The organism is uncultured Candidatus Kuenenia sp. (genome assembly GCF_900696675.1).
Taxonomy (GTDB): domain Bacteria; phylum Planctomycetota; class Brocadiia; order Brocadiales; family Brocadiaceae; genus Kuenenia; species Kuenenia stuttgartiensis_A.
In genome coordinates this window covers 1-14,164 of record NZ_CAADGZ010000011.1, presented here as the reverse complement: position 1 = coordinate 14,164, position 14,164 = coordinate 1, and the positions used below count along the sequence as shown (strand labels likewise).

Genomic DNA, 14,164 nt, shown 5'->3' with positions numbered 1-14,164 from the left:
AACCATAAAATACCTCAAAATTAAATCGAGTTATAATGCTTATCGGGTCTAATGTGTATCGGTTCTTCCACCGTAGTTCGTACCACTTCCTTGCCATCTTCGCCAAATCCAATTACCGTGTCATTATACATCGTAAATTTTTTACCGTGGATCTCCGTCTCAAACACCTTCGGGCCTTCTTCGATCTTATATTCATACACAATTGTCTGAGTCATCCTGAACAATGACATTACCGCTAGCAATTCCCTTGAAGGCACCATAAACTTTTCAATTGCCTCATCCACACCTGGCCCAAACATCTGTCTTAAATATGCCCTTGGAGCCCATCTTGGAGGAATATAATAAATGTTAGGTTCCGTGCCAAACTGTGGATACAGTGGCAGTGCTATCTTTTGATGTCTTATTAACCATGTAATCGGATTTTTCGGGTTGTCGTCAAGGAATCCCTGTAAACGTATTTGCCCAACACAAGCAGACATACATCTCGTTTCCATCGGACGTCCGTCCGTCAGTGAATCACGACCCTCAATTCTCGGATAACAGGCAATACACTTTTCACTAACCCTGGTCAAACCCCTATACATCGGCTTCTTATAAGGACACTGCTCCACACACTTCCTGTAGCCACGGCACCGTTTTTGGTCTATCAGCACAATCCCATCTTCTTTTCTTTTGTAAATAGCCTTTCTGGGACAGGCCGCCAAACATCCGGGATAAGTACAATGATTACATATCCTCTGAAGGTAAAAAAACCAGCGGCTATGCTCCGGCAACGTTGAATATTCTCCCGGCTGATTGCTGCTCTTCGCTGTATCTTCTCCAAAATTCGGCGACCGCCACTCCTTGTCTTCCGGAATATACCCCACTGCCCACTGGTTAATATTCTTCTTTTTTGCCACCTCGAAAATGGTATCCCCCTCATAGGTGCCATAAGGCGCTCCTGTACCATATTGCGAGGTCTCTTTGTCTTTATCATCCGTGTACCAAATGTTATCAGGACTATCAATCAACTTGAGCGTCTTAACATCCCATGATTGCGGAAATCCACCATAAGGTTTTGTCTCGACGTTATTCCACCACATGAACTCCTGCCCTTTATTAAAAGTCCAGGTACTTTTACATGCCATGGTGCATGTTTGACATGCAATACACCTGTTAATATTAAACACGGCAGCAAATTGATGTTTCGGCCTGGATTCAAAATAGGGATACTCCATACGTCTCCCTAAATGCCAGTTATGTACAAGTGTCATCTTCTAACTCTCCTTTCGATCAACAACACAAATCTAACATTTTTAAAATTTATTTATTGCCATGCAATTCTTTCCAACGCCAGCGGATGCCATTGTATAGAAATATTCTTCTGTCCGTTTCTATCTTCTTTGTCACCATTCCATACTGCCATATTGAAATAAGTGCTTTCCCCTGGCACAAACTGAACATCCAGAGGATCTCCCGTATTTAACGAACGGTAAAACACCACAGTCCATTTATTGTTTTCAAATTCACTGCACCCATCTACGTCCTGATGATCCTGTGACGTTAATGTACCAAAACCTTCAGCATTTAAATCCTCAACGGCTCTACCCCGAGGCAAAGAAAGCAAATTATGAGCAGCATACCCGCCTGCCAATTCAGCAGCACTCTGTATCACTCCTTTATGATAATTCACACTGTGCGGATTAGTACTGAAATCATCGTGCATGTTCGGATATCTCGCCGGACATTCCTCTATGCCACCAGTAGCTAGCAAATCTGCTTCCCAGTCAGCCTTCCAATGCCACAAATTTACAGGCTTTTGCCTATCGCCCATTCGAGGACTGAATGGCTCTTCCGGACTTATCGCTACCTTCCCCAAGGGAAACATTAGTGCAGCCCCATCTCTAAACTCTTGAGTTGCGATAGCCTGTTTATTATCGGTGGCATCGTCCCATATCACCTGGAAATAAATCGTAATTCCATCGTGAACAGCCTTTATCTCTGCAGAATTCACCGAACCCCCTCCGTTGGGAAACGCCTTATCTTGCTTTTGTAATTTAACCTGCACCCCTTCGGCATTTTTAAACGCACCTTCCAAAGCACCAACGGTGATATGCGCGGGGACATCAATTTGCATATATTTCACCTTCAAAACTTCTTTTGCCGGCGCAAGCTCTTCTTCCGCCACGCCTTTTACCCCTTCCGCTTCCTCCGCGATACATAGCGCAACGCTCAAAAACAAACATCCCAGGAGGGCTATACTACTACCCAATAAGCGATAAAACTTTTTCATCCCTCTCCTCCCTTAAATTTTTACAGACAATTAGAATTTTCCACAAAATGAATGCCATAATTTAAAATTGACTCCCTTAAAATTATGAATACTTACTTTCCTTCTTACCAACCTCCTTCCCGAAACACTACCCAAAAAAATACTCAGACAGTGCAAAATTTGTAAGTTTTATTCCATTATATTTCTAATTTTTTGGTTTTTAGAGAAAAATCGACGAATTCTTTACTCACAAGAAGACAAAAGTGTGCACGCCGTTTTTCCTATTAGAGTCCTTTTACTATCCAGGACATTTCTTGTCTGAAATATTTAATGCAACACTTAACAACAATGCAACCAATTTGAGGGCGCTAGTGTAAGTGGTATATACCTGTTTTTGTTAGCATAATACATTCTTACAACTCAAATCAAGGAAATGTTTTATTACAGACGCATCCCAACTACCTACCAGGACCATGGCTGCCTGGCTGATCAAATAGCCAATCCCTGTTTTTTTTATGACAAGCAAAACATGTTTTTTCTATAAGGTCAGCAAAAGCCTTTAACGTTTCCTCCTGACTCCCCTCCATTGCCATCTTTCTCACATTCAATGCTTTATAGACTATTCCACTTTGGAACAAAGCAAATTCCTCTCTAAGTTTTGTTATTTTTCCGGCGTCTTTAGGGTCAATACCCGCGCGTTCAAACCATTCGTTCTTTTTAGGATCAAACGGAAAGAAGAACTCACTTATTTTGTAACTTTGATCTACTACAGCGCCAGCCTCATTTGCCACATATTTCAAATTATTTTCCAGAATACCCGATAACATATTAGTCAGACGTTTTTCAATATCCTTCATCAACTCCTGCGTTGGCTCAATAACCCCTTCATGTTCAGCCGCTTTTCCGCTTGAACCCATAGCCTTGTAAGTAAACATGCTATTCCCAATACCTAACATAATTAATGCTAACATGCCAAAAACAACATATTTCATTTTTATCATACCCATAAAATCCCACACCTTTCTTCGTAATTTTCACTAACAGAGAACTTTGCGCAAAAAAACCTTTCCTTAAACCAAAGCTAGAATTGCGCAAACTTCATTCCCTTTAAAAGATGTTCGCTTGACAACAAATAAAAACAAATTGTTACTCATTTAATTACGCTATTATACAACATTACAAAACTACCCTTTTTTATACTGTCAATAAATGGACACCGTATCATAGTATTTCTATTTTGAAATCTATAATTCAAAAATGCAAACGAATGTCGCTTTCATATTTCGTATTTTGTATTTCAGATTTCACAATTAAATATTAGGGCGTATTTTAGCCTATCGGCATCTGTATCAAAAAACGTTAGTAACGCATTGCCTGAGCAGAACTTAAAGGAGCAACATGTGAAATGTTTATCTATCGTTATGGAGGGAAATCAACTGCGGCTGTACGAGGTTATACCAGAAAAATTAGTGTGAATGGGATAAATCTTTTCCCATATATCGAGATTTTACCTCATTCACTATTTCTTCCGTAATTTCCTTATAGCCTTTCTCATTGGCATATTTCTCTATTCTTTTCCTCACTATGCCCCTGATAAAAGAAGGAATACGTTCGGTTTGTTCACGCGCCACATTCGTCCAAATTAAAGGCAGGCATTCCGTGGAAGAATCTTTTTCCTCATCCCCCCCCAAACCGGCCAAAACAGTTTTCAGTGTACGATCCTTTGCATCGCCAACAGTTTTTTCCGATACCTCAACAGAACGTACTGTGGGATCTGCAACTGATGCTATGTTGCCTCCGGTTAACATAATATTGCACGGTGCAAGTCTTAGCAAGTTTTCGGCTGTACTACCGATGTCTAAGCCATTTGTATTATGAATCCCTGTTTTTCCTACAACCAGCAGCGAAGGCTGTCCTTTTTTCAAGTACCGCAACACCTGGTCAAATGGTTTTCCGTCCAATAAGATGGAAGATATTGCTACGCCCTCTTTTTTTGCGATACAACATGCGTTATCAAGATGGCTTTGATAAATCTTAGCAAGTCCTTTATCTATTATTTCCTCATGAAGAGTTTCCTGTTCCTTAAATCTGAAAATTTTTCCGGCTTCTTCAGAAAGTACTTTTGCTATACTTTCAAATGCCACACGGTGATAATGAGGATCGTATATCGATATCGCATCGATCTTTAAATGAAATGACCTTGAAAAAGAAACTGCCGACTTAATCCCTTCTAACGATTGCATACTACCATCGACCGCAACAACAAGACGCTCCCCCAACTCTCTTTTCTTTACCACTAGAACATCTGTTTTTAAGCGCCTTACAACACGTTCGCAAACACTTCCAATAAGATTTTCATTGACAGAAGCAAGACCTAGTGCCCCTATGATTACCAAATCATAACCACCACGTCTTGCTTCCTTGATTATTTCACAATAATTTTTACCTTCCAGCAAAATGTCTTCATGTTCAACATTTGCGCTTCTGCATTTCTTCTTGAAGACATCAAGGTACGACTCTGAAATCATCTTCAAACCCTGGTTAATTAGTGACGTATGTAATTCGCGCTGTCTTTGCAACTCTTTTTCATCCTGGTACTTTTCCGGCAATCCTTCCTCCATGTCACGAAAGCGCCTCTGGTGCAATGACGCGTCATAAACATGGCAACCTGCCAGAAGTGAGCCGTATTTTAACGAGATCGCAATGCCTATATCGATACAATAATCAGAGTATATTGAATTATCTATCGGTATTAATATCTTTTTATACATAACTCTATTTCTTTAAATACAAATTAAAAAAAATTCTCTGCGATTTAAACAGATTCGCTTTTCAACTTCTTCCACTCACTGATTGCGCCACCAGCCAAAGCCACAGTGATTACCGCAATAAATAACCATCGAAATGCAGTTTTCAAATCAGCGGTCTTTCCTCCCTCAACAACAGATTCTTTCTCGGCTGCAGCAATTTTTATTGTTTTTTCAACAGAAAGCCCCTTAATAAAACCTGCCAGTTCTTTAATTCTGTTTTCGGTAAAGACATTTCCCCACGGCGGACAAAGATTGGATTTTCCAATGGAAACCGTTCCATTAGTAATTGATTTGATTAAATCCGATTCCGGCCTCGTCGCCATGTACGCTGCATCCGTAAAATTTCTTGGTTTAGGGTTCAAGTCTATCGTATAAAAGGTACCCCGACCATCGCCGTTTTTTCCGTGACACGGCGAACAATAATACTCAAATGAAGCTTTTGCCGAAATCAAAAACTCTGTTTCCCTTGCAGAGGTTATCAATTCCTTCGCAAAACAGGCACCACCCGTCAAAAATAAAACAAACACCGGAATGATAAAAACTCTCCCTTTTAAAAACAAAAAACGATTCATTGTTAATTTCCCTCTTTTCCCTTGACGTGATCAATCAAGAATCCAACCAACGACTTGATTTCCTGATCAGATAAACCATAATTAGGTTCTATTGCCCTCGGATTCACCAATATCGGATTTTTCAAGTGATGAAACATATATGCAGGCTGCAACCGATCGCCAACGGTGCCCAGATTTGGCCCTACAACACCGCCACCCTTAGTTCCTTCTGCGTGACAGGCATTGCACCCTTTATCGTAAAACAAGTTCTTCCCTGCCTCAACTACCTCCTGAGATGGCTTTTCATTGTCAAAAATTCCCGAAGGAAGCTTCTTGTTTGTAAGATATTTTTCCATAAATTCAGTAGCAAAAGTGGCATCTTCTCCCGTCAAGTTAAATTTTGGCATCTGCTGGCTCAGAGGCCGTATAATATCAGGTGCCTTTAAAAATTCATTTTCCCAATCCATTTTCATCTTTGTTCCAGCTTCTGTAAGATTGGGAGCATAAGTACCCCCTTTTTTCTGAATGGTGTGGCAGGTTAAACATCTAATTTCATACAAAACCTTCTCAAATCCTTCAAGTTTTTCCCTATTTCTCTCAACAACCGGCATTAACTCACTCAAGCCTTTTATATCGTGACAAACGAAACAACGCGATCTTTCAACAACCTCTTTTCCTTTTGATATAAGGGCGCTGTCACCTTTAATTGTACTGTATTCAGCATTAGTCAAAAACTTTGTTTCTTCGATAGTTTTCGGAGTGCCACCATCCTGTCCGTCTTCACCTTCGTCTTCGTATTCCTCTTCAGGCATAAACTGAGTGTCACGCATAACATACTCAACCAGTCCTCGTATTTCTTCATCTGAAAATCTGAACTGCGCCATCAGTGTATCAGGAAAATGCATCTTTGTATTTGCAAGCCAGTCATACAACCAATCCCTGTTAACCTTTGTAACAATACTTCCTAAATCAGGCCCGACGCCAACGTTTCCACCAAGACCTTTAACCGGATGACAAATGGTACAACGCGCACGACCCCAAACCCCTTTTCCCATCTGAAATATTTGGTCCATTTTATCATATTCTTCGTCTGTCATATCGTCTTCGCGTTTTAACAAATATTCATCCCATTTAACCTTTGAAAGCCCATCATCTGCAATGCTCCCCAAATAAACAATCACCGCTTTAATCTCGTCAAACTCAAGACCCAGGTCAGGCATCTTTGCATTTGATATGACCTCCTTTGGGTTGGCGATCCATCTGGATATCCATTCAATGTTTGCCTTATGCGTAACATTAGCAAGTATAGGCCCGTTTTTTACTCTTTTATATGGATCCTCAAGTTCAAACGGAAGAATAGACCATCCTTCAGGTATTTGGTATTTTTTATCTATTTCCAAAAACATTGGTTCAATACTTCTTTCTTGCGCCAAAGCTATACCAATACCAACAAACAATGCAAAGCACAACAGTATCGCCGACACAATTAATCTGTCACAAAATCCTGATATTAATTTTAACTGCATAAAAGCTCCTTGATATTATTGATCCTCTTCTTCTGACTTAGGCGGAAACCTTCTTAATCGAGCAAGGAACCAAAGCTCTACACTCGCTCCCATAACAACAGCAACTAATACATAGACAAATACCGTTTTAGGCATTGGTTTTTCAAGTAAGATATAATACCATGATGATACCGATTTTTGACTGCCCGCATCACCATTAGAACCATCCCACACTGCAAAGGCAATTGGTATCAGCTTACCTATCTCAAATTGTATATCCTTCTTCCCGTCCTCTGTCTTTAAAGGCCGTTTAAATACTACCTTCCACCGACCATTATCATGCAATCCTTCCCCCATGACATCCTGATTTTCCGGCGACTGTATAGAAATTTTCTTAAATCCCTTAGCATTTAGCTCTACGATCTCGCCTGGTTCATTTGCAGGCATTTCTGCTATTGAACCAAAACCTTCTTTCCAACAGGCCTTCCATTGCCACAGGTTGACCACCCCGCCGGAATCACCCATTCCAAAATAAGGTTTTTTTAGCGATTCGGGTATTTTTACGGGAAATTGCAACGAAACGGCATCCCTGAAAATATCCTCCTGCAGGTTTGTACGATCATCCCATTCTACGAGAAAAGCAATCTCTCTATCATTGTATAGCCCCCGAATCATCATAGAATCGATCGCAGGCTCCCACAACCGTGGATGTGCAACGATCTGCCCTGCTAATGGAATCTCCAGAGGCGCTGCTAATCCCCAAACTTCATCTGCAGGATGGTCAGGCAATTCACCTTCTTCCAAAAGCTTTACCTTTACAACAACATCAGAAGCCATTTTCTTTGACAGACTTTCCACATAGTGGGCCAAACTCCACCGTTCCTCATCACTAAGCGTTTCTTTATAAGAACCCATCGGAGTCTCGTTAAATCCGGTAGAAATCGTCCGATAAATATCACCAGCCGTGCTCCCCCCTTTATAGTTCCACGATTGCGTCAAATCCCTCGCACGATAAGGCATGCCCCACTGCGTTTGCAAAGCAACCGTGAGCGGCCCATTACCCCGCCCTTCTTCCCCGTGACAATTAAAACATTTCACTTGTTTAAATAGTTCTCGGCCTTTATCAATACTCTCCTGGGTAGCAACTGCGCTTTCGACACTCAACACTGCAGGAGCTGTTTCTTTCTTAAATTGTTCATTAAACGTCTTTATATAATAAATTACCTGCCATCTTTCCGCTTCGCTGATAGTACTCCAGAACGGCATCGCCGTTCCCTCTATACCGCTCGTTATGATACGAAAAAGATCTTCATCCGTCGGCACAGAACCAAATGGCGTGGACCTTACCTTAAACTCATTACGGGTAAAGTTCCGCGGTCTGGGAAACATAGTTCTGGAAGATGGTCCATCGCCGGTACCGGTTATACCGTGACAATACCAGCATCTTTTTTCGTAAACCTTTTTTCCTTCTGCTACCGCATTCTGGTCTTCCGGTAATTTTTGAGGCGTCTCACGTTTGTACGTTCTGAAAAAGTGAGAGGCTTGCGCCTCAACCATATCCGCTTTGCAAAAAGCCACAATACCAAAAGCAATCAAGCTAAAATTAATTACTTTACTTTTAAACAGTTTTATCATTGTAGTCATTAGCTCTTCATTAAAATTAACATTAATTTCAAATTTTTAAATACCGACAAAGCTGGACGCCGCCAGACAAGGTTCTCTTATTCTGCTTTTTCTCTTTGCCGCGGCATCACACCTGCCGTATCGTATTCTCCCATGATAATCTTCCACATTTGCTCATCTTCCAAATCACCTTCCCATGCAGGCATTGCAGAGTCCCACGGTGTGGATTCTGAGGGGAGACCAGGACCTCCCTCCTTAATTCTCCAGAAAAGATAGTTGTCAACCACCGTTGCAATTGTACCAGGGTCCTGGAAATTAATTGGCCTCAGGCGAAAAGAATTCGCAAACGGCCCGTTGCCGTCGGCCTTTGAGCCATGGCATGGGCGGCAATACGCCTGAAAAAGCACCTTCCCTTCCTCAACACATCGCCTTTGAGTATCCGCATCTTTTCCTCTAAATGGATTTTCAAGCTTCTCATATTTTTGCGGCAGGGTAGGGTGCTGAATTCTTAATTCAACGGGTGAAGCTGCTCCAGGCAGAGAATAAGAATAAACAAACCAACCTACAACAAGCGGAAAGGCCATAAGAAATATTTTCTGCAAAAACATCTTAAGGAAGGCCCCTTTACCCGGCAATAAAAACCCTAAAAAATCGGCAAATTTCTGATTACTTGTCGTAGCGTAAACCAAACCTGCCAAAATCCCCATAATCAAGTACCATGTCATCAGCGTACTTGGAGTCGGCATAGGATGCCCTTTATCCATTAATACCTGAAAAACCCACGGAGATACATATTTCAAGAATAAAAATAAAAATACGACTGCCGCAACAACCCAAAACATTAAATACGGACTTCGCTTATTCCCCATTAATAAACACTCCTAACGTTAACCATCGCCCTAACCATCTCAACCAAGACCTACTTTAAACTTCTCAAATATTCGATTACTGCATAAAACTGGCGCACACTTAACAACTCACCTATATTTCCAGGCATAATAGAGACTTCCTGCTTCTTCATATCTTCAATCTCATCTTTCGGAATAACCACCTCTTCCACAGAACCGCTTTCTTCCAGTATCAACGTAAGTTCTTCTTCAGTATCGCTTTTTATTAGTCCGTTGTAAGGGATACCATCTGCTGTTATTACAAAGACCGTCTCATAGCCCTTTACGATAACAGCGCTTGGCTCCAAGATAGACTCAACAAAATACTGTGGAGTCTGAATTGCGCCAATGCCTGTGAGTTCTGGCCCTACTTTTTGACCCTTGCCGTTTACCATATGACATTTGCCACAAGTAACATCAAGCGATTCATCAAAAAATACCTGTTCCCCCTCTTCCGCGGTAACTGCCAAAGGTGGAACCCAAGGCTTCACCTTTGTCTTAGAAGCTTCCGGTATTTTATCCTTAAACTTCATAATGGCATCTAAATCCGGCTCCCCCCCCAGGGATTGCAAATAGGCCAGAACAGCAAGTATTTTCTCACGCGACAACATGATCGGGGGATCATACACCCTCGGCATAATCTTATCGAACCCCTCCACCACGTATTTTTCCGGGTCAATTATCGATTCTACTAAATACTCTAAACCACTGGACAAACCAAGCTCTTTCGCCCTTTCCTCCGCCCTCTCTGCCAATCCTTCCTGATCAGGCCCTCTTGTAGCACTGCCGCTGGAACCTATTTTGTGGCATGTACTACACTGCCCGTCGCCCCAGAAAATTTGCTCTCCGGCTTCAGCAGAAACACCGGTTGCTGTCCCCCCCCCGCCCGTACCAGACAAACCAGTAACATAGACGGTGATATACATGTAAAACCCTATGACAGCAACTCCAAATGCAACAATTTTTAACATCGTCTTATTCATAAGCCTTCTTTTGCCTTCTTCTTACCACCATGATCTTAAAAATTTATCAACACAATCATTATTCATCATAATGAGTCAATCACTAAGGCTGTCAAATGATAAATCAATAAACAGTCTATACAACACTATACTTCGGCCTCAGTTTTCACTTTTTTATCTCCCAGGTTTGCCAGCCAAAACACAAATGCCACCAAGCCAAGGAATAACGCCACAATCAAGCCAACAATCCTTCCCATATAAGCAAGCGTCGGAGTATACGCCCCTTGAGATGTATCCTGCATAAGCCCGTATACATGCCAATCCATACGCAAGCCAGAGCGAATAAACCCCATAAGCCCCATCAAAATGACAATTACTATACATAGCATTAGCAATGCATATTGAGACCTTACTGGCATTTTACCCCAAACTATGTCACCCACGACTTTTGCTTTACGGAATACCAAAATATCAATAACCGTATTCATAATCAAACAGCTCATCACAATCGAAACCTGGGTCACAGATAAATAGCGTAGCACAATATTAGCCTTCTGCATAACCTGAAAACCATAATACCAAAAATAGAGCACGGCAATGCCTGCCGTCACCAGAAACAACATGGATTGCGCAAGCTTGCCTTTATTCCTGAATGTTAAAAAGGCAGCAAGACAAACAGCAAACGACTGTATATAAAGTGCTGTGACCAATGGTTTCACATAAATCTTCGTTTGTGCTTCCAGATCGACAAAACTTAACGAAACCGCATAAGAAAGCAGCATCAGCAAACAAAAGCCCAGCGCAGAGAAAATACCTATCATGCCCACCTTGCCTTGCTCAGAAAAGCGTACTGTCTCGCCCTTATTACTTCTGCGATATATGAGAAAAGAAAAAAATGTCGACAAAATAATAAGATTTACCACTGCATTCTTGGCAGCCATGACCCCAAAATATTTTGAGAAAGGATGATACTGCTCGCCAATCATCGCCCTTTCTTCTCCGCTGAGAGGTAGATTATGGGGGGTAAGCCATACTGCAAAACACATAAAAATAACAACATTAAGGTATTTAATATACCCCGTGTACCTCTCTGACCCCTTTATCCTTCCCATCCCAAGCCATAAATAATAGTTAGCGCCTATAAACAACATGCCGATAAGTATCGCCTGGATAATAAATGTCCATGAAAAAGCCCCACCCATCATAATATTGCCCATCACAGGACTAGCACTATAAACCTCACGTCCCAGCCAATATCCCGCAAAAGGCAATGGAATTAATGCTCCAATACCTATAAAATTCCCAACATAGCCCATCCAGTCATAATGCGCCCTTTCTTCTTTGGTCTTCGAATTTAAGAATTTAACCGCGGCATAAGCACCGACCACAAAACCGCCAAAACATACATTCGCAATCAAACGATGAAGATTGACGGGCATCCACAGCTCATTATAAAATGCTTCGTACAAACTCAGCAGCCTGCCAGTTTTCATACTAACACCTGAAGGACTCATCATATATGTCGCCCATGAATTAGTTATAAACATAAGCCCTGTGCCAAAGAGATTAAGCATGATGCCAAGCGCAATGTGGCACCACTTCTTCGTCGAAGTCCCTTTTAGGACATCCCACGAATAATAGTAACCATACAATGTGAACGCCTCGCCAAAAAACATTAGCGAATAGACATACATTGTTGGAGCAAACACACTGGTCAAATGGCTCATAAATTCAGGGTATAAACCGAACAAACAAAAGGCCAGCAGCCCCCCTAGCGAGGCTGTTGTTGCAAATGCAGCAGACAACAACTTGGTAAACTCCTTCGCCATCTTATCATATTTTATATCGCCGCTTTTAAATCCAACGATCTCGACAATAACCGCAAATATTGGCACACCAAGTACAAATGCTGCGAACATCAGATGCAGCTCAGACACGATCCATACAACCACACGCGAATCCAGTCCAAAGAATGACCGGTATTGAACCGGCTCCAACTCACCCTCTTCTTCGGCTGGCGCCGCGCCTTCTACCACACCTTCAGCAGTACCCTCCGCAGATTGCGGCGCTCCGGAATCCGTCTCGCCCTCAAACGCAGGCAATTCAACACCGATGTCTTCAGCATGCGCAACAGAGAGCAGCGAGATATCCTGCCGGAAAAAAGAAAGAGCCGCACCGAATGCAATAACCAACAAAAGTACAAAAATGCTTTTTTGCTTTATCGACAATAACTTATAATTATTCATTAATGGTACGCCTTTTCACAAGTAAGTTACACAAACCATAAAAACCCATCATCACACTTATTTTTTCTGATACACAAAATCTACGACCACTTCCCCACCGGCCGTTACGACAGCCTCACTCTTTCTCTTACCCAGCTTCTCTTGCCATACTGATATCTCATACGTACCGGCAGGAACATTGTCTATCCTGAATTTACCATCAGCATCCGTAACCGCAAAGTAAGGATTCCCCTTCACCAAAAGGTACGAACTCATCCACTTATGAACATCACACGTTATTTTCACTATTTCAGGAACATCAAACTTCTTTACCATTTTGCCATTACCGGAAACACCTTCATTAAAAGCAGGGTTTCTAATCGACCATGAGTGCAGATTATGCATAATGGGGTCACTGTTCAGCAAATTCACTTCGGTACCCGCACACACCGCAACAACGTGTGGTTCAAATACGCAGCCTTTCTGGTCCAAGGAAACAGGAGTCGTATCCAATGCCTTTCCAACCTCAATACTGTCCAAAGACACAACCGCATTCTTGATGCCCATATTGCCCGAATTAATCACCAGATCTTCTGACGCCTTCAACCCATGACCACATGTCTGCTCATCTTTATCAATCTTCAACATCTTTGCGGCAGGCACACCACCCTCAAGCTTTACCGTACCTGCAATTGTCCCGCCGTTTTTCACTTCAATCACATTATAAACAGGCGCTTTCCCCTTTGCCATTACCGTTTGATTAACGCTCACCAAACTTAGCACAATACCACTTACCAAGATAACAATGTTTAAGCTTTTCATCACTCCACCCTCCATACTTCCAAATATCCAAAATTAACAACAGAAACCATCTGTTAAATGCACAACAAAATACGAATCATATCAAAACGGTCGGATATGATACTTTTGCAAAATTAAATTGTCAACCAGAAACTTACAGACAAACCGGTAAAAATTCTCCGACACGTGAAATTTCAGCAATAGCCAAAACACACGTACAATATGCGTGCCTTTTTCAAAAAAAAATATAAAAAAATAAAATAAATTGTGTAACTAATGAATCTTCAATTTCTTAGTTTCTCGAAAGGGGAAGGGTAGTCTATCACGACTCAAAAAAATGAGTTTCACAAATGAAATGACCGTTTCGCTTTTACAATGCAAGCCTTTCAGCGTAACGATGAAAAAATTTTTGTACTTTTTATTATTACCTAAATCCTGCAAACGATTTTCGCAATGCGAAAATCAGTATTTTCCACTACCAAGATTGGCAAAAAGCGATAACAGATATCCGTTTTTTAGCAATTGTGGTAGCGCTATTGTACTACTTTA

The 14,164-nt window shown here is 41.5% G+C and carries 11 protein-coding genes; all 11 read right to left on the bottom strand.

Features of this window, described 5'->3' with window-relative positions:
* Window positions 1–20 precede the first annotated feature (20 nt).
* Window positions 21–1,253 (bottom strand): 4Fe-4S dicluster domain-containing protein, encoded by a 1,233-nt coding sequence (locus QZT26_RS03350; protein ID WP_099324710.1) that lies wholly within the window; start codon window positions 1,251–1,253, stop codon window positions 21–23.
* A 53-nt stretch (window positions 1,254–1,306) separates the two neighbouring features.
* Window positions 1,307–2,272, bottom strand: a complete 966-nt coding sequence (locus tag QZT26_RS03345) for an ethylbenzene dehydrogenase-related protein (RefSeq protein WP_164994506.1) — start codon at window positions 2,270–2,272, stop codon at window positions 1,307–1,309.
* A 437-nt stretch (window positions 2,273–2,709) separates the two neighbouring features.
* On the bottom strand, window positions 2,710–3,258 hold the full coding sequence (locus QZT26_RS03340) for a hypothetical protein (protein WP_295100627.1): 549 nt from the start codon (window positions 3,256–3,258) through the stop codon (window positions 2,710–2,712).
* A gap of 459 nt (window positions 3,259–3,717) precedes the next feature.
* Window positions 3,718–5,022: a universal stress protein gene (locus tag QZT26_RS03335; RefSeq protein WP_164994504.1), complete on the bottom strand. Its 1,305-nt coding sequence runs from the start codon at window positions 5,020–5,022 to the stop codon at window positions 3,718–3,720.
* 44 nt (window positions 5,023–5,066) lie between these two features.
* Window positions 5,067–5,633: a c-type cytochrome gene (locus tag QZT26_RS03330; protein WP_164994503.1), complete on the bottom strand. Its 567-nt coding sequence runs from the start codon at window positions 5,631–5,633 to the stop codon at window positions 5,067–5,069.
* 2 nt (window positions 5,634–5,635) lie between these two features.
* Complete coding sequence (locus QZT26_RS03325) at window positions 5,636–7,138, bottom strand: c-type cytochrome (protein ID WP_295100624.1); 1,503 nt, start codon at window positions 7,136–7,138, stop codon at window positions 5,636–5,638.
* Window positions 7,139–7,153: 15 nt separating this feature from the next.
* On the bottom strand, window positions 7,154–8,761 hold the full coding sequence (locus QZT26_RS03320; RefSeq protein WP_099324716.1) for an ethylbenzene dehydrogenase-related protein: 1,608 nt from the start codon (window positions 8,759–8,761) through the stop codon (window positions 7,154–7,156).
* 77 nt (window positions 8,762–8,838) lie between these two features.
* Window positions 8,839–9,609 (bottom strand): cytochrome c, encoded by a 771-nt coding sequence (locus QZT26_RS03315; RefSeq protein ID WP_099324717.1) that lies wholly within the window; start codon window positions 9,607–9,609, stop codon window positions 8,839–8,841.
* Window positions 9,610–9,659: 50 nt separating this feature from the next.
* Window positions 9,660–10,610 (bottom strand): c-type cytochrome, encoded by a 951-nt coding sequence (locus QZT26_RS03310; RefSeq protein WP_099324718.1) that lies wholly within the window; start codon window positions 10,608–10,610, stop codon window positions 9,660–9,662.
* Window positions 10,611–10,735: 125 nt separating this feature from the next.
* The gene (locus QZT26_RS03305; protein ID WP_099324719.1) at window positions 10,736–12,835 is read right to left on the bottom strand and encodes a cytochrome ubiquinol oxidase subunit I; all 2,100 of its coding nucleotides are present in this window, start codon (window positions 12,833–12,835) and stop codon (window positions 10,736–10,738) included.
* A 57-nt stretch (window positions 12,836–12,892) separates the two neighbouring features.
* A complete protein-coding gene (locus tag QZT26_RS03300; protein ID WP_164994500.1) occupies window positions 12,893–13,636 on the bottom strand; it encodes a carboxypeptidase regulatory-like domain-containing protein in 744 nt (247 codons plus the stop codon).
* Window positions 13,637–14,164: the final 528 nt, after the last annotated feature.

Bases quoted from the DNA above. Each gene is read 5' to 3' on its own strand.
- QZT26_RS03350 (WP_099324710.1), bottom strand. From the start codon at position 1,253: ATGACACTTGTACATAACTGGCATTTAGGGAGACGTATGGAGTATCCC.
- QZT26_RS03345 (WP_164994506.1), bottom strand. From the start codon at position 2,272: ATGAAAAAGTTTTATCGCTTATTGGGTAGTAGTATAGCCCTCCTGGGA.
- QZT26_RS03340 (WP_295100627.1), bottom strand. From the start codon at position 3,258: ATGGGTATGATAAAAATGAAATATGTTGTTTTTGGCATGTTAGCATTA.
- QZT26_RS03335 (WP_164994504.1), bottom strand. From the start codon at position 5,022: ATGTATAAAAAGATATTAATACCGATAGATAATTCAATATACTCTGAT.
- QZT26_RS03330 (WP_164994503.1), bottom strand. From the start codon at position 5,633: ATGAATCGTTTTTTGTTTTTAAAAGGGAGAGTTTTTATCATTCCGGTG.
- QZT26_RS03325 (WP_295100624.1), bottom strand. From the start codon at position 7,138: ATGCAGTTAAAATTAATATCAGGATTTTGTGACAGATTAATTGTGTCG.
- QZT26_RS03320 (WP_099324716.1), bottom strand. From the start codon at position 8,761: ATGACTACAATGATAAAACTGTTTAAAAGTAAAGTAATTAATTTTAGC.
- QZT26_RS03315 (WP_099324717.1), bottom strand. From the start codon at position 9,609: ATGGGGAATAAGCGAAGTCCGTATTTAATGTTTTGGGTTGTTGCGGCA.
- QZT26_RS03310 (WP_099324718.1), bottom strand. From the start codon at position 10,610: ATGAATAAGACGATGTTAAAAATTGTTGCATTTGGAGTTGCTGTCATA.
- QZT26_RS03305 (WP_099324719.1), bottom strand. From the start codon at position 12,835: ATGAATAATTATAAGTTATTGTCGATAAAGCAAAAAAGCATTTTTGTA.
- QZT26_RS03300 (WP_164994500.1), bottom strand. From the start codon at position 13,636: ATGAAAAGCTTAAACATTGTTATCTTGGTAAGTGGTATTGTGCTAAGT.